Annotated in this window: 14 protein-coding genes; 6 read left to right on the forward strand and 8 right to left on the reverse strand. The window is 75.0% G+C overall.

The features are described from left to right. The first annotated feature begins 151 nt into the window (after positions 1–151). Positions 152–643 (forward strand): MarR family winged helix-turn-helix transcriptional regulator, encoded by a 492-nt coding sequence (locus tag ACZZ97_RS09875; RefSeq protein WP_123548099.1) that lies wholly within the window; start codon positions 152–154, stop codon positions 641–643. A gap of 378 nt (positions 644–1021) precedes the next feature. Here the strand turns inward: ACZZ97_RS09875 and ACZZ97_RS09880 are convergent, their stop codons facing one another. The 4 genes from ACZZ97_RS09880 to ACZZ97_RS09895 form a co-directional block, all read right to left on the reverse strand. Further along, positions 1022–1702 (reverse strand): SDR family NAD(P)-dependent oxidoreductase, encoded by a 681-nt coding sequence (locus ACZZ97_RS09880; RefSeq protein WP_463473032.1) that lies wholly within the window; start codon positions 1700–1702, stop codon positions 1022–1024. Between the two features lie 195 nt (positions 1703–1897). Beyond that, positions 1898–2782: an ABC transporter ATP-binding protein gene (locus tag ACZZ97_RS09885; RefSeq protein ID WP_463473033.1), complete on the reverse strand. Its 885-nt coding sequence runs from the start codon at positions 2780–2782 to the stop codon at positions 1898–1900. Then, positions 2779–3789: a FecCD family ABC transporter permease gene (locus ACZZ97_RS09890; protein ID WP_463473034.1), complete on the reverse strand. Its 1011-nt coding sequence runs from the start codon at positions 3787–3789 to the stop codon at positions 2779–2781. The genes ACZZ97_RS09885 and ACZZ97_RS09890 overlap by 4 nt, the downstream gene beginning before the upstream one ends. Beyond that, entirely contained in the window at positions 3786–4859 is a 1074-nt protein-coding gene (locus ACZZ97_RS09895; protein WP_463473035.1) for a FecCD family ABC transporter permease, read from the reverse strand. Before ACZZ97_RS09895 ends, ACZZ97_RS09890 begins: the two co-directional genes overlap by 4 nt. Before the next feature lie 82 nt (positions 4860–4941). Here ACZZ97_RS09895 and ACZZ97_RS09900 point away from each other — a divergent pair, with 82 nt between their 5' ends. Both ACZZ97_RS09900 and ACZZ97_RS09905 read left to right on the forward strand, forming a co-directional pair. Next, positions 4942–5940: an iron-siderophore ABC transporter substrate-binding protein gene (locus ACZZ97_RS09900; RefSeq protein ID WP_463473036.1), complete on the forward strand. Its 999-nt coding sequence runs from the start codon at positions 4942–4944 to the stop codon at positions 5938–5940. A gap of 14 nt (positions 5941–5954) precedes the next feature. Beyond that, positions 5955–6845 carry a siderophore-interacting protein gene (locus ACZZ97_RS09905; protein ID WP_463473037.1) on the forward strand — a complete coding sequence of 297 codons (891 nt, stop codon included), beginning with the start codon at positions 5955–5957 and terminating at the stop codon, positions 6843–6845. Between the two features lie 430 nt (positions 6846–7275). Here the strand turns inward: ACZZ97_RS09905 and ACZZ97_RS09910 are convergent, their stop codons facing one another. From ACZZ97_RS09910 to ACZZ97_RS09925, 4 genes are all read right to left on the reverse strand, one after another. After that, positions 7276–7518 carry a hypothetical protein gene (locus tag ACZZ97_RS09910; RefSeq protein WP_314103980.1) on the reverse strand — a complete coding sequence of 81 codons (243 nt, stop codon included), beginning with the start codon at positions 7516–7518 and terminating at the stop codon, positions 7276–7278. 225 nt (positions 7519–7743) lie between these two features. Further along, positions 7744–8337: a MarR family winged helix-turn-helix transcriptional regulator gene (locus tag ACZZ97_RS09915; protein ID WP_314103982.1), complete on the reverse strand. Its 594-nt coding sequence runs from the start codon at positions 8335–8337 to the stop codon at positions 7744–7746. A 134-nt stretch (positions 8338–8471) separates the two neighbouring features. Next, complete coding sequence (locus ACZZ97_RS09920) at positions 8472–10097, reverse strand: ABC-F family ATP-binding cassette domain-containing protein (RefSeq protein WP_314103985.1); 1626 nt, start codon at positions 10095–10097, stop codon at positions 8472–8474. A gap of 366 nt (positions 10098–10463) precedes the next feature. Then, the gene (locus ACZZ97_RS09925) at positions 10464–10637 is read right to left on the reverse strand and encodes a hypothetical protein (RefSeq protein WP_314103986.1); all 174 of its coding nucleotides are present in this window, start codon (positions 10635–10637) and stop codon (positions 10464–10466) included. A 123-nt stretch (positions 10638–10760) separates the two neighbouring features. On the opposite strand from ACZZ97_RS09925, the gene msrA reads away from it, so the two are divergent. The 3 genes from msrA (at position 10761) to ACZZ97_RS09940 (ending at position 15192) form a co-directional block, all read left to right on the forward strand. Further along, on the forward strand, positions 10761–11318 hold the full coding sequence (gene msrA, locus ACZZ97_RS09930; RefSeq protein WP_463473038.1) for a peptide-methionine (S)-S-oxide reductase MsrA: 558 nt from the start codon (positions 10761–10763) through the stop codon (positions 11316–11318). A 233-nt stretch (positions 11319–11551) separates the two neighbouring features. Continuing rightward, positions 11552–12037: a putative Ig domain-containing protein gene (locus tag ACZZ97_RS09935; protein WP_463473820.1), complete on the forward strand. Its 486-nt coding sequence runs from the start codon at positions 11552–11554 to the stop codon at positions 12035–12037. Next, a complete protein-coding gene (locus ACZZ97_RS09940) occupies positions 11920–15192 on the forward strand; it encodes a fibronectin type III domain-containing protein (RefSeq protein ID WP_463473789.1) in 3273 nt (1090 codons plus the stop codon). The genes ACZZ97_RS09935 and ACZZ97_RS09940 overlap by 118 nt, the downstream gene beginning before the upstream one ends. The last annotated feature ends 22 nt before the right edge of the window (positions 15193–15214 follow it).

Genomic DNA, 15214 nt, shown 5'->3' on the forward strand with positions numbered 1-15214 from the left:
GTGCCCCGGACGAGGGTGGGCGACGAGGGTCGAGTGGGAGCTCACGGGGCAGGCAGCGCACGCCGCCAGGGCGCGCGCGGGGCGGCGTCGAGGCGACCCGCACCTTCGAGGGGCATGATCGGGGGTGCCCCCCGCCCGAGAGGACTGCTGCGTGAACACCAACGACGAGGTCGACCTGATCATCGACGCCTGGGCGCGCGTGCGGCCCGACATCGACTTCGCAGCGCTCGACGTCTTCTCGCGGCTGCGCCGCATCTCCCGACGGCTCGACCGGGTGCGCGCCGAGGCGTTCCGGCGCTCGGGCCTCGAGATCTGGGAGTTCGACGTGCTGTCGACCCTGCGCCGGGCCGGCGACCCCTTCGAGCTCAGCCCCAAGGACCTCGTCACGGCCACCATGGTCACGAGCGGCACCATGACGAACCGGCTCGACCGGCTCGTCGAGCGCAGCCTCGTCGAGCGCCGGGCCGACCCGCGCGACGGCCGCGCCGCCCTCATCCGCATCACCGAGGAGGGCGTCGACCTCGTCGACCGGGCCATGCTCGACCTGCTCGAGGCCGAGCACTCCCCGCTCGGGTCGCTGACCCGTCAGCAGCGCGACCAGCTGGCCGACCTGCTGCGCGAGCTCGGCACCGGCTTCGCCTGATCCCCGGTGCCGGCGCCGCGCCTCCTGCGGGGCCTGTTCCTCGGCGCGCGAGCGAGAGGGGCCGCGGCTGCGCCGCACCACTTCCCCGAGGCGTCAGGCCGCAAACCGAGACAGATCCGCGCGAAGCGGCTGCTGGCAACCGGCCACCCCGGCCCCAGCCACACGGATCACGCGCAAATTACGCGCCCGACGCGAGAGCCAGAGAGGGCCGCGGCTACGCCGCACCACCTCCCCGAGGCGTCAGGTCGCAAACCGAGACAGATCCGCGCGAAGCGGCTGCTGGCAACCGGCCACCCCGGCCCCAGCCACACGGATCACGCGCAAATTACTGGCCGCGCAGGGCCAAGCCCGACGCGCGGGGCACGGCACGCGGCACGGTCAGAAGCTGGCGCTGGGCAGGTCCTTCTCTCCGTCGACGATCGCCCGGACGATGCGGGCCGCGACCACGTCGGGGTCGAGCCCCGTCGGGAAGCTCGGCGCCTCGCCGGTGATCGGCCGCGTCGCGAGGCCGGTCTCCGTGTGCCCGGGCCGTGCGTCCACCAGGCGGACGCCGCGCCTCCGGAACTCGCGGGAGGCGGCGCTCACCCAGGCGGCCAGGCCCGCCTTGGCCGCGGAGTACGCGGCCATGCCCGCGGTCGGCGACTCGGCGACGACCCCGCTGATCGTCACGGCGAACGGGTCGCGACCCGCGGCGGCGGACGCGGCCAGCGCCTCCGACGCGTCGCGCAGCAGGCGGACGGGCGCCAGCAGGTTCGTCTGGACCAACTCGTCGAGAGCCTCGTCGGTGACGGCGTCGGCAGGTCCGAACCCGACGACGCCCGCCGCGACGACGACGCCGTCGAGACGGCCGTGGGCCTGGAGCGCCGCGGCGACGAGCGACGCGCCGCCGCCCGGCTCGCGGAGGTCGGCGACGTAGGCGTCGGGCCCGGTCAGGGCTCCCCCGGCGCGTCCGGCCCGCACGACGACGGCCCCCTGGTCGGACAGCTGCGCGGCGATCCGGGAGCCGAGGCCGCCCGACGCCCCGGCGACGAGCACGACGGCTCCCTGCAGATCGGTCATGCCCGGAGCGTACGCGCGGCGCCCGAGCACGTGCCCGGCGCCCTCGCCGGGCGGCGTCGCCCGGCGGCCCCGCCCGGCGGCCCCGTCCGGCCGTCGAGCGACGCGACAGCGACAAGACGACGCCGGACGCCGCGTCGTTTCGTCGCTCTCGCGCTGGTTCTCGGCCCGACGCCGGCTCGCTCCCCGCCTGCCGCCTCAGCGCCGCCGGCGCGGCACGACGAGGGGCGTCCCCGTCACGGGATCGGGCACCACCAGGCACGGCAGGTCGAAGACGTCCTCGACGAGCTCGGCCGTGAGCACGTCGGCCGGGGCGCCGGTCGCGACCACCTCGCCGTCGTTCATGACGATGAGGTCCGTCGCGTAGCGCGCGGCCTGCGCGAGGTCGTGGAGCACGGCCACGACGGTCGTGCCCTGTTCGTGCAGCCGTGCGAAGAGGTCGAGCAGGTCGTACTGGTGCGCCATGTCGAGGTACGTGGTCGGCTCGTCGAGCAGCAGCACCGAGGTCTGCTGCGCGAGCGCCATCGCGACCCAGACGCGCTGCCGCTGCCCGCCCGAGAGCTCGTCGACCGGCACCTCGGCCAGGTCGACGAGGTCGGTCTCGGCGAGCGCGGTCGCGACGGCGGCCCGGTCGGCGTCCGACCACTGCCGGAACATGCCCTGGTGCGGGTACCGGCCGCGGGACACGAGCTCGCCCACGGTGATCCCCTCGGGGGCGGTCGACGACTGGGGCAGCAGGCCGACCGTGCGCGCCGCCTCCTTCGCGGGCACCTTCGCGAGGTCGCGTCCGTCGAGCAGCACGGCTCCGGAGCGAGGGGCGAGGAGGCGCGAGAACGCCCGCAGGAGCGTCGACTTGCCGCAGGCGTTCGGCCCGACGATCACCGTGAACGAGCCGTCGCGGACCTCGGCGTCGATCGACGCCGAGACGGTGCGGCGGTCGTACGCGAGGTGCGCGGCCCGGGCGGCGAGCCTCGGCGTGGCGCTGGCAGGTGCGGCGCCGGCGGGCGGGGCGGCGGCGGGCGTGACGCCGCCGCGCGGGACGGGGCCGGGCACGAGCGGGTCGGGCGTGACGGGGTCGGTCACCGGGTCCTCCGGGATTCTGCGACGAGCAGGCTGATCAGGTAGGCGCCGCCGATCACGAGCGTGACGAGGCCGACGGGCACGGGCGTGGTGGTGACGTGCTGGGCGACGACGTCGGCGACGAGCAGCAGCAGGCCCCCGACGAGGGCGGAGCCGAGCAGGGGGACCCCGGCCGAGCGCACCACCCGACGGGCGAGCTGGGGCGCGGCGAGCGCCACGAAGATGATCGGCCCCGTGCTGGCGGTGACGACCGCGGTGAGCGCGACTGCGACCACCACGAGGGCCAGGCGCGTGCCCTCGGCGCAGAGGCCGTGGGCACGGGCCGCGTCGTCGCCGAGCTCGAGCTGGCGGAGGGGCCGCGCCAGGCCCGCGACGAGCACCGCGAGCACCGCGATCAGCACGCCGGCCGGCAGCAGCTCCGACCAGCCGACGAGGGCCAGCGACCCGGCTCCCCAGAACGACGCGGACAGGGCCACCTCGGCCTGGGCCCGCAGAAGCAGCCAGCTGTTGACGGAGTGCAGCAGGGCCGTGACCGCGATGCCGACGATGATCAGCCGCCGCCCGTGCACCCCCCTGCGCCAGGCGAGCAGGTACACGACGAGCGCCGTGGCGAGGCCGCCGACGAGCGCGCCGAGCGCGGTGCCGACCGCGGAGGCGGCACCCGAGACGATCACGACGATCGCGCCCGTGTAGGCCCCGGTCGAGAAGCCGATCACGTCGGGCGACCCGAGGGGGTTGCGGGTCAGCGACTGGAACACGGCCCCGGAGGCGCCCAGCGCGGCCCCGAACACGAGCGCGGCCAGCACGCGGGGCAGCCGCCACTGCAGCACGATCGACGACGCGAAGCCGTCGCCGCCGAGCAGGGCGCGCAGCACCTCCGGCGGGCTGAGCGGGTAGTCGCCGAGGCCGAGTGCGACCACGGCGACGACGACCGCGACCACGGCGAGGGAGGCGGTGGCGACAGCGCGGCGGCTCCGGGTACGGGTGCGGAGGCGACGGAGGCCGCTCATCGCGCACCGCCCGTGAGGCGGCGGGCGACGACGATCAGCACGGGTGCGCCGATAGCCGCGGTCACGAGGCCGGCGGCGAGCTCGCCGGGAGGCGCGACGACCCGCCCCAGCACGTCGGCGAGCAGCAGCAGCACGGGCCCCAGCAGGGCGCTGAGCCCGATCGTCCACGGCTGGCTGGCGCCGACGACGCCGCGGGCGGCGTGCGCGACCATCAGCCCCAGGAACGCGATCGGCCCGACCACGGCCGTCGCGCCTCCTGCCAGGAGGGTCACGACGACGAGGGCGGCCACGCGCACGAGGGGCACCGAGACGCCCACGGACGAGGCGTGGTCGTCGCCGAGGGCCACCGCGTCGAGCGGACGCGAGACCAGCAGCGCGAGGACGACGCCGACCACGACGAAGGGGGCGACGGTCGCGACCGGCCCCCAGCCGCGGTCGGCCAGCGAGCCGACCTCCCAGGCGCGGACGGCGTCGAAGCGACGCGGGTCGGCGAGGACGATGGAGGAGGTGATCCCGCTCAGCACGGCCCCCAGGGCGATGCCCGAGAGCGTCAGCCGCGCGGGGCTGCCGCCGGACCTGCCGGCTCCCCCGACCAGCGAGACCGTGACCGCGGCGAGGGCCGCGCCGACGAAGGAGAACCAGATCCAGCCGCTCGCGGCCGTGACCCCGGCGAAGCCGACGGCGATCGACACCGCGAACGCGCTGCCCGCCGTGACGCCGAGGATGCCGGGGTCGGCGAGGGGGTTGCGGGTGACGGCCTGCACGACGGCGCCCGCGACCCCGAGGCCGGCCCCGGCCACGAGCGCGGCGGCGGTGCGCGGCAGTCGGAGGTCGAGCACGGCGGCGACGTCGGCGGGCTCGACGCCTGCCGGGGCGGCGGCACCGGGCAGCAGCCCGCGCAGGACCTGGACGACGTCGACGAGCGCGACGGGCCGGGCCCCGACCGCGAGGCTGAGGAGGAGGGCGACCGCGAGCAGGACGACCGCGACGACGAGGCACGCGACCCTCCGGCGGGTCCGGGCGGCGGCCCTCGGGGCCCGGACGGATCCGGGCGTGGTGGTGGTCGCCATGCAGATGAGCTTAGGCTAACCTCACCTGGGTCTCGCCCTGATGCGAGCCAGCACCCCGCCCCCGAATCCCGAGGACACCCCCATGCGCTCCCCCGTCACCCTCGTCGCCGTCCTGGCCGCCTCCTCCCTCGCCCTCGTCGGCTGCTCCGCCGGCGCCTCCGACGACGCGGCCACCAGCGGCCCGAGCGTCGCCGCGGGCACGTTCCCGGCGAGCGTCGACACCAAGTTCGGCGAGGTCACGATCGACCAGCAGCCGAAGCGGGTCGTCGCCCTCGGCTGGGGCGACGCCGAGACGGCGCTCGCCCTCGGCGTGCAGCCGGTCGGCGCCTCCGACTGGCTCGCGTTCGGCGACGAGGCCGACGGCGTCGGCCCCTGGGCCCAGGGCCTCTACGACCAGTCGCCCGAGATCATCGGCACCCTCGAGCCCTCCTACGAGGCCATCGCGGCACTCGAGCCCGACCTCATCCTCGACACCAAGGGCTCCGGCGACCAGGACCGGTACGACCGCCTCTCGAGCATCGCGCCGACCGTGGGCGTGCCCGAGGGCGGCGACAACTACCTGACCGACTTCGAGGACCAGCTGGACCTCGTCTCGACCGCCCTCGGCCTCGAGGACGAGGGCGACCGCCTCGTCGACGAGAGCGAGTCGGCCGTCGAGGCCATCGCCCAGGCGCACCCCGAGTGGGACGGCCTCACCGTGACCGCCGCCACGAAGACCAGCGAGGGCTGGGGCGCCTACGTCGAGGGCAGCGAGCGCGTCGACCTGCTCGAGGAGCTCGGCTTCGAGCAGAACCCCGCGATCGCGGCCCTCACGCCGAACTCGGGCGGGTTCTCGGTGACGATCTCGTCCGAGCAGCTCGACGTGATCGACGCGGACGTGGTCGTCGCGTTCCCGATCTACATCGACACGACCGAGATCACCGACGACCCGCAGTGGAAGGCCGTGCCCGCCGTGCAGGCCGGTCACGACCTCGTGATCGACGGCGACGTCTCGGCCGCGTACTCGCTGAGCAGCGCGCTCTCGCGTCAGTACGCCCTCGACCAGCTCGTGCCGCTGCTCGAGACGGCGACCCAGGACTGACCGGGGAGTCCCTCGTGACCGACGCCGCCGCCTCCTCGGCACCCGCCGCCGTCGCGCCTCTCGCCTGGACCGCCCGGCCGGTGCGTGCCCAGCACGTCTTCGTGGTCGAGCGGACCGAGCGCCTGTCGCCGCACCTCGTCCGGGTGCACCTCGGCGGCGAGGCGTTCGACGGGTTCGTCGAGGCCGGGGCCGAGCAGCTGGCGGCCACCGACCGCTACGTCAAGCTGCTGCTGCCCCCGCGCCCCGATCGAGGGCTGCAGCCGCCGTTCGACCTCGACGAGCTGCGCGGCCGCCTCGGGCCGGACGAGCTGCCGGTGCGACGGACCTACACGATCCGCTCGGTGGACGCCGCCGCGCGGACGATCGCCGTCGACTTCGTCGTGCACGGCGACGAGGGCGTCGCGGGGCCGTGGGCGCTGGCGGCCCGGCCGGGCGACCGGCTGCAGATGTCGAGCCCCGGCGGACTCTGGTCGCCGTCCGACGACCCCGCCGTGCCCGACCTGCTGCTCGGCGACGACTCGGCGGTGCCGGCCATCGCCTCCGCGCTCGAGTCGATGGCGCCCGATGCCCGCGGGCTGGCCCTGATCGAGGTCGAGGGGCCCGACGACGAGCTCGTGCTGGCACGGCCCGACGGGGTCGAGCTCCGCTGGCTGCACCGTGCCGGGGCGCGTCCGGGCAGCGCGCTGCTGACGGCGCTCCGCGGCCTCGAGCCGCCCACGTCGCCGGTGCGCGTCTTCGCCCACGGCGAGCGAGGTGCCATGAAGGAGGCGCGGGTCGTCCTGCACGACACCTGGGGCCTCGAGCGGTCGTCGCTGTCGCTCAGCGCCTACTGGGCGCTCGGTCGCGTCGAGGACGCGTTCCAGGCCGAGAAGCGCGAGCCCGTCGGGGCGCTCTTCGCCGACTGACGTCGGCGTCGACACCGCGCGGAACCGCCGAGACCCTCCTGCGCGCAGGAGGGTCTCGGCGGTTCTCGGGGTCTCGACCTGACGGCCGCCCGCGGGGCAGGGCCCTAGCGCGCGGTGGGCTCGCGCAGCACGCGACGGACGAGGTCGACGAGCGCCTCGGGCGGCAGCGCCGCCAGCTCGGCGGCGGTCACGCGGCGTCCTGGGCGGAGATCAGCGAGATGACGTCGATGGCCTCGGTCGCGACGGACAGGTGGTCGACGGCGGGGGCGGGGGTGAACGGGGTCTGGGTCACGGTGGTGCCTCTCGGGTGAGGGGAGCTGAGGGGACGACCTGTCCCGGGGTGCGGGACGGGACGGATCGGGTGCGTCGGGGTGCCGACTGCCGGACGGTGCCGGAGGAGGTGGCGTCGCGGGAGGGCGACGCCGCGGCGCTAGGCGCCGGGCGTGGCGAAGAAGTCGCCGTAGGTCAGCTCGGCCGAGACGACCGGGGCTGCGGAGCGCGACGCACGAGCGCCGCGACGGTAGGAGCCGATGCGCACGGGCACGGCGCCGGGAGCGGTGGTGTAGCTGCTCGCGCCACGGGGTGCGAGCGGGGGGCGGGTGGCCGGCGCGGGCACCTCACGGACGTGGAGGAGCGGGCGGGCGGCAGTTCGGACAGGATCGATCGTCGTCATGGGACACGGCCGTGATCTGAGGCGTAGCTGGCCTCGCGTCAACCGGGTGCACAGCGCCCGGCGAAGGACCACCAGGATGTTGGCGGCGTATCGGCGGAGGGCGCCGGAGGGGAAGATCCGGTACCCCGAAGCTATGCCCCGGCACGGGGTCTACCTAATGCACGAAGCTAACCGTTCGAGGGACTTCGCAAAGCGGATAGGTCGTGAACGGCCCGCAGAGCGCCCCTAGGAGGCGGCGGGCCCGGCGTCGAGGATCTCCGCGACCGCGTCGAGCAGCGTCGTCAGCCGCGTCCGCTCCCTGGTCGAGAGGGTCGCGGCCAGCTCGGCCAGCGCCCGGTCCGCATCCCGGGTGGCGTTCTCGAGGAGCTCGCACGTACTGGGCGTGAGGCTGAGGATGCGCTGACGCCCGTCGTTCGGGTCGTCCGTGCGAAGCACGTGGCCGAGCGCCACGAGCCGGTCGACGATGATCGTCGCCGCCGCGCTCGTCACCCCGAGCTGGTGGGCGATGTCCTTCGCGTGCGCGTTCGTGCCCCGGGCCTCGCAGTGCTGGATGAGCGTCACGGCCGCGAGGTCGTTGCCGCTCAGGTCGAGCTGCTGACGGAGCTGGAGCGCGAACGCGATGTCCGCGTCGCGGACCCGACGCATCCGCGCCAGGATCTCGCTCGCGGCGTCGGAGGGCGCCCGCTCCTCGAGCAGGGGCATGCCGGTGCCGACCACCTGGGCGTTCCGCAGGGCGGGCTGGGAGTCGACCGGCCCCTCCTGCGAGGCAGGGTCCTCGGGGTGGAGGGTGTCGGGTGCGTGCGGTGCAGGGGTGGCCATGACGGCCTCGCTTCTGGGTGTCGGTGCTCGCGGGAGAGGAGTCTCCACGACAGACCTGACTGGCGCAGCGTCCCCAGTCAACACCCCCGGGGCTGCGGGCGCGGACAGCACCGGCCACGCGCACCGCGCCTGGCTCAGGCCGCGCCGACCTCGAGCTCGCCGACCGCCGCGCCCTCCGCCCCGAAGACGACGCGGCGGTTGCCGACCTTCTCGCTGAAGAAGCGGTCGTGGCTGACGACGACGACCGCGCCCGGGAAGTGCACGAGCGCCCGCTCCATCACCTGCGTGCTCGCGAGGTCGAGGTGGTTCGTCGGCTCGTCGAGCAACAGGACGGAGGCGCCCGACAGCAGGCACTGGGCCATCGCCACCCGAGCCCGCTGGCCGCCGCTGAGCGCGCCGATCCGCTGCTTCACGTCGGCCTCGGAGAACTGGAACATCGTGAGGAACCGGCCGACCGACTTGCGCGTCGCCGTGAGGGCGAGGCTGTCCGGCATGGCGTTGACCGCGTGGGTCACCGTGTCCTGGTCGTCGAGGTCGGCGAGCACCTGGTCGTACGAGACGACCCGCGCGCCGCCGGCCCAGTCGACGCGCCCCCGGTCGGCCCGCTCCTCCCCCGCCAGCACGCGGAGCAGCGTGCTCTTGCCGCTGCCGTTCGAGCCCGAGACGACCATCCGGTCGCGGCGACGGAGCTCGAACGAGACGTCGTCGAAGAGCACGCGGTCGCCGTACGACTTGCCGAGCCCCTCGACGCGGCAGAGCACGTCCTTGACGTGCAGCCCGCCGTAGATCTCGGTGATGATCTGGTCGACCGGGCGAGGGGCGCGCTGTTTCTTGATCTTCGCGAGCTCCTTCGTGAGGCCGCCCGCACCTCCCGCCTTCGCGGCCTTGGCGACCTTGACCGCCTCGCGCCGGTCGGCGATGCCCTCGGACTCGAAGGCGAGGAGCTCGGACTCGTGCGCGAACTGCTGCTCGATGGTCTTCAGCCGGAACTGCTTCTGCACCACGTACTCGCCGAAGTCGCCGGGGTACTCGTGCAGGTGGAACGCCTCGACCTCGACGATGCGGGTGACGACCGCGTCGAGGAACTGCCGGTCGTGCGAGACGACGACGGCGGCGCCGCGGAAGTCGCGGAACCACTGCTCGAGCCACTCGACGCCGGCCACGTCGAGGAAGTTCGTGGGCTCGTCGAGCAGGAGCACGTCGGGCTGCTCGAGCAGGATCTTCGCGAGCGCCGCCCGGTTGCGCCAGCCTCCCGACAGGTCGTCGATGGGCAGCGAGCGGTGCTCCTCGGTGAAGCCGAGCGTCGTGAGGGCCGTGTCGATGTGGCGCGGGTAGTCCCAGCCGTCCTGGCGGTCCATCTCGGCGAAGAGCTCGGCCTGGCGGTCGATCAGCCGGGTCAGCTCGTCGCCCTGGTCGGGGTCCGTGGCCGCCACCGCGATGGCGGAGTCGATCTCGGCCAGCTCGGCCTCCATGGCACGCACGCCCTCGAAGAGGCCCTGCAGCACCTCGGTGACGGTGGACGTGCCGTCCAGCTCGCTGAACTGCGAGAAGTACCCGATGCGCGTGCCCGGCTCGACCGTCACCGTGCCGGCGTCGGGCTGCACCTGCTCGAGCACGAGCTTGAGCAGCGTCGACTTGCCGGAGCCGTTGCGGCCGATCAGGCCGACCCGGTCGCCCTGCTCGAGCCGGAAGAAGGCCTCGCGCAGCACGGGGGCGTTCTCGAAGCGGACGGACACGTCGTGCAGTCGGATGAGGCTCATCCGACGATCATCCCAGGGCGGGACAGGACCAACGAGCCGAGGAGGCGGCCGTCGCGTCGACGAGGACGCCTCAGGACTGCGCGAAACGGACAGAGCCCGGCCCGGGCGTGTCGGCGGGAAATGCCTGGTCGCGACGCGTCGCTAGGACGTCTAGGGATTTCCAGGGCTCTGACCAGGGGTTTTGCGATTGGTGATCTCGCGGGGGCCGTCGTACCGTGATCCCAGGCCGGGACGTCGTGAACCCCCGGTCAGGTGCCTCGCGGAGCGTCGATGAGCTTCACGGCAGGGCTGCGCTCCCGAGGCACCACTCCCGCGTCCACCCGGTCGACGGCGGCGGCGCAGGCGACGCGTGCGGCCGCGCGGCCCTCAGCGGCGAGGTGCGCGGGGCGTGCGGTACGGCGACTCGGCCGCGAGGCGGCCCTTCGACGCGGCGCGGCGCTCGAGCGCGGCCGACAGCACGGGCGTGACGAGGGCGATGAGGATCCCCACGATCACCACGACGGCGCCGAGGACGATGAGGGCGATGATGAAGGTCTCCATGCGTCGATCCTCGCGGGGCGGCCACGGAGACGCAACCTCCGGGGCACAAGGTGCACGGCGCGCACAGCCGGCACTCGGCCCGGCCACACGGCACTGTCGGACGTCGGGCGTAGATTCCCCAGCATGAACGACATCGCACCCGACGCCTCCCCCTCCACCGGCACCACGACCGAGCGAGCGGTCCTCGCCGGCGGCTGCTTCTGGGGCGCGCAGCAGCTGCTCCGTCGTCGACCCGGCATCGTCTCGAGCCGTGTCGGCTACTCGGGCGGCCACACCCCGAACGCCACCTACCGCAACCACGCCGGCCACGCCGAGGCCGTCGAGGTCGTCTTCGACCCCTCGGTGATCAGCTACCGCGAGCTGCTCGAGTTCTTCTTCCAGATCCACGACCCGTCGACGAAGGACCGCCAGGGCAACGACGTCGGCGACAGCTACCGCTCGGCGATCTTCTACACGTCCGACGAGCAGCGCGCGACCGCGCTCGACACCATCTCCGACGTCGACGCCTCCGGCCTGTGGCCGGGCAAGGTCGTCACCGAGGTCGAGGCCGTCGGCGACTTCTGGGAGGCGGAGGAGGAGCACCAGGACTACCTGGAGAAGCTCCCCAACGGCTACACCTGCCACTTCGTGCGCCCGGGCTGGGTCCTGCCGAAGCGCGAGCAGGAGTCCGTCGCGAGCTAGTCGCCGCAGCCCCGAACGGGGTGCATACCCAGTGGTATCCAGCGATCTATCGTGAGCGTGCCCGCCGCCTCCCTGAGCGGCGGGCACCCTCACGACGGAGACCGACGGATGAACGATCTGACCACGCCTGCCCCCTGAGCACCTCGGGTCACGGTCGCCGACGCGGACGACTGCATCGTCTGGCCCTCGCGCTCGTTGCTCTGACGGTCTTCAGCGGTCTCGTGGTGCCGAGCGTGGCCCTCGGCATCTCCGATCCGAGTTGCGCGTGCGGCGGCGGCGGTGGTGGCGGCGGCGCCAACTACGGCTACCTGACGGCCGCGCCCGGCACGGTGGGACAGCCCTACGATCACCAGATCCCGGCCTCGGCCAGCAGCTCGAACTCCGCCTGGGCCGCCGTGGACGCCCCGCCGCCGGGCCTGAGCCTCTCGTCGACGGGCCGCATCACGGGCGTCCCGCAGAACGTGGGCTACGCGCAGTTCTCCGCCGCCGCCACGGACCCGACCTACGGCCAGGTCATCCAGTACCTCATCTCGTTCGACTTCGCCGCTCGCCCCGCGAGCGCCCCCGGTCCGTCGTCGCGACGGCCACCGGCGCCGGGAGCATCGGCGTCACGTGGTCGCCGCCGGCCGACCTCGGCGGCCCGGCGCTCACCTCCTACCGGGTCACCTGGGACGGCGGCAGCGCCGACGTCGCCGCACCGGGAACCCAGCTCGACGTGACGGGCCTGACCACGGGCCGCAGCTACGTCGTCACCGTCGCTGCCCTCAGCGCGGCCGGCACCGGCCCGTCGGCCTCGTCCGCGCCGACGACGCCCGCCGCTCCCCCGGCCGCCCCGACGGGCCTCACGGCCTCTGCCGCCGCGTCGTCCGCCTCGCTCTCGTGGGCACCGTCGACCACGAACGGCACGCCCGTCACCGGCTACCTCGTCGAGCAGCAGCCCGCAGGAGGCGCCTGGGGACCCGCGGCGCCCGCCCGCGTCACGGGCACGACGGCAGCCGTGACGGGGCTGACCAACGGCACGACGTACGCGTTCCGCGTCTCGGCGACCTCCGCGGCCGGCACGAGCCCGGCGAGCGGCACCGCCGCCGCCCGGCCCGTCTCGGTGCCCGGTGCCCCGACGGTGACGGCGACCCCTCGGCCCACGTCGGACGTCGTCGTGGAGTGGGCGGCCCCCGCCTCCGACGGCGGCTCGCCCGTGGTCTCGTGGCAGCTCGTGGTGTCCGAGACGACGTCCGGCGCGGTCGTCCAGCACCAGGAGGCCGTCGAGGGCACGACGAGCACCGTCGCCGGGCTCCGGCCGGGCACCTCGTACTCGTTCCTGGTCCAGGCGCGCAACGCCCTCGGCCTGAGCGCGCCGGGCACCGCCACGGCGGTCCCGTACACCCTCCCCTCAGCCCCCGGCTCGCCCGTCGTCGTCCCCGGCGACGGGTCCCTCTCCCTCTCCTGGGCGCCGGCGGCGGACAACGGCTCGGCCGTGACCCGCTACGTCGTGTCGTGGTCCGACGGCGGACCGGAGCGGACGGTCGTCGTGACCGGCACCTCCGTCGTGCTCGACGGGCTGCGCAACGGCAGTCCGTACCGGCTCGGGGTCTCCGCCCAGAACCTCGCGGGCGAGGGCCCGCGGTCCGCGGCGACCGGGACTCCCCGACGCGCCCCGGACGCGCCGCGGTCGGTCGTCGCGACGGCCGGCGACGGCACGGCGACGGCCTCGTGGACGGCCCCGGAACTCGACGGCGGCTCACCGCTGACCGGCTGGCTGCTCGAGCACAGCACCGACGGCGGCACGAGCTGGACGCAGCAGCAGCTCGGCGCCTCCGTCACGACGTCGGTCCTCACCGGACTCGCCAACGGCGAGCAGACCCTGGTGCGGGTCACGGCCCGCAACGCCGCGGGCGACGGGGCCACGAGCGCGACCGTGGCCGTCGTGCCGTTCGGCGTGCCCGCGGCGCCCGACGACGTGGTCGCCGCGCCCCTCGACCGGAGCGTCGCCCTCCGCTGGAGCGCGCCGGCCGACGGCGGGTCGGCCCTGCTCGGCTACGAGGTCGTCGTGACCGGCACGGACGGGACCCTGTCGGTCTTCCCGGCGTCGTCGACCCGGACGACGATCACCGGCCTGTCCAACGGCACGACCTACGACGTCACGGTCGCCGCGCTGAACGAGCGCGGCCGGTCGGCCGCGTCCGCCTCCGTCCCGACGACCCCCCGCACCGTCCCGTCGGCACCCGCCGACCTGACGGCGGAGCCCGGCCCGCACTCGGTCGCCCTCACGTGGACCGTCCCCTCCGACGGCGGCTCCCCCGTCCAGGAATGGGTGGTCGAGGCGTCCACCGGCCCGAGCTGGGCCCGCGTCGGCACGTCGCTCGTGCCCGGCACCGTCGTCCACGACCTCGTCGACGGCGTGCGCACCTCCTTCCGCGTGACCGCGGTGAACGCCGCCGGCGACTCCGAGGTCAGCGAGACCGTCGTGGCCACGCCGCGATCGGCGCCCTCCGCCCCGCTGGCCCTGACGGCCCTCCCGCAGGATCGCGGCGCGCTGCTGAGCTGGGCCGCCCCGGTCGACGACGGCGGCTCGCCCGTCACGTCGTGGCTCGTCGAGACCTCGACGGGCAACGGCGACTGGGCCCCGGCGGAGATCTCGGGGACGGGCACCAGGCGGACGGTCTCGGGTCTCGTCAACGGCACGGCCGCCTCCTTCAGGGTCACCGCGGTCACCGAGGCCGGACCGGGCAGCGCCTCGGACGTCGTGTCGGCCACTCCCCGGACGACGCCCGGCGCACCTGCGAGCGCGGCGGCGACCGCCGGCGTCCAGGTCGTCACGCTGACGTGGAGCGCCCCGGTCGACGACGGCGGCGACGCCGTCACGGGCTACCTCGTCGAACAGCGCGTCGACGGCGGCTGGGCGACCGTTCGCGGCACGGACGCGGAGACGACGGCGACGACCCTCACGGGGCTGCGCAACGGCACCGAGCAGGAGCTCCGCGTGCGGGCCGTGAACGCGGCGGGCCCGGGAGCCGCGTCGACCGTCGCTGCGGCGACGCCCCGGACGGTGCCGGAGGCCCCCGCCGGCCTCGCGCTCTCGCCCGGGGACGGCACGCTCGGCGCGACCTGGTCCGCCCCGGCGTGGGACGGCGGCGCCGCCGTCGCCCGGTACGAGGTCGAGGCCGCGGCGCCGGACGGCACCCTCGTGGCGGCCGGCTCGACGCGCCTCGCCGCCGTGCTGGACGGTCTCCGCAACGGCACGCCGGTCGACGTCCGCGTCCGCGCCGTCAACGCGGCCGGCGCCGGCGCCTGGAGCACCGTCGTCAGCTCCACGCCCTTCGTCTTCGCCCCGACCATCGCTCGGCCCGACGGCACCAGCCTCGAGGGGCGCACCGTCTCGGCGGGCGACCCGATCGTGTTCACGGCCGACCACCTCCCGGTCGGTGCCGCGGTCTCGCTCGAGCTGCACTCGGTGGTCCGCGTGCTCGCCGCCGGCATCGTCGGCACCGACGGGACGATCCGTCTCGAGGGGCGCATCCCCGAGGAGGCGGAGGCCGGCGAGCACCACCTGGTCGCGGTGCTCGACGGGGCAGGCACCACCATCGCGCCGGTGAGCGTCTCCGTCCGCATCGACCCCGTCGTGGACCCTGGCGCAGGTCGGCCCGGCCTCGGCGGGCTGCCTGCCGCTGGCGGACTCCCCGTGACGGTCGCCGGCCACACGGCCGTCGTGCCGGCTCGTGCCGGGCTCGCACCCGTGCCGACCGCGTCGCGTCGAGCCCTCGCGACGACCGGCGACGACGGCGCACTGGCCGCCGTGGCCGGCGGGGTGCTGCTCGGCGCGCTGGGCACGCTGCTGCGTGTCCGCTCGTCGAGGCGGGGCCGCCCGCGGGGCTAGGCCGCGTCGCCGCGCGGGAGGG

Source organism: Frigoribacterium sp. AC512 (assembly GCF_979258295.1).

Excerpts from the sequence above, each read along its gene's own strand:
- ACZZ97_RS09925 (WP_314103986.1), bottom strand. The coding sequence starts at position 10,637 with ATGGAGACCTTCATCATCGCCCTCATCGTCCTCGGCGCCGTCGTGGTG.
- ACZZ97_RS09910 (WP_314103980.1), bottom strand. The coding sequence starts at position 7,518 with ATGACGACGATCGATCCTGTCCGAACTGCCGCCCGCCCGCTCCTCCAC.
- ACZZ97_RS09920 (WP_314103985.1), bottom strand. The coding sequence starts at position 10,097 with ATGAGCCTCATCCGACTGCACGACGTGTCCGTCCGCTTCGAGAACGCC.
- ACZZ97_RS09895 (WP_463473035.1), bottom strand. The coding sequence starts at position 4,859 with ATGGCGACCACCACCACGCCCGGATCCGTCCGGGCCCCGAGGGCCGCC.
- ACZZ97_RS09890 (WP_463473034.1), bottom strand. The coding sequence starts at position 3,789 with ATGAGCGGCCTCCGTCGCCTCCGCACCCGTACCCGGAGCCGCCGCGCT.
- msrA (WP_463473038.1), top strand. The coding sequence starts at position 10,761 with ATGAACGACATCGCACCCGACGCCTCCCCCTCCACCGGCACCACGACC.
- ACZZ97_RS09900 (WP_463473036.1), top strand. The coding sequence starts at position 4,942 with ATGCGCTCCCCCGTCACCCTCGTCGCCGTCCTGGCCGCCTCCTCCCTC.
- ACZZ97_RS09915 (WP_314103982.1), bottom strand. The coding sequence starts at position 8,337 with ATGGCCACCCCTGCACCGCACGCACCCGACACCCTCCACCCCGAGGAC.
- ACZZ97_RS09880 (WP_463473032.1), bottom strand. The coding sequence starts at position 1,702 with ATGACCGATCTGCAGGGAGCCGTCGTGCTCGTCGCCGGGGCGTCGGGC.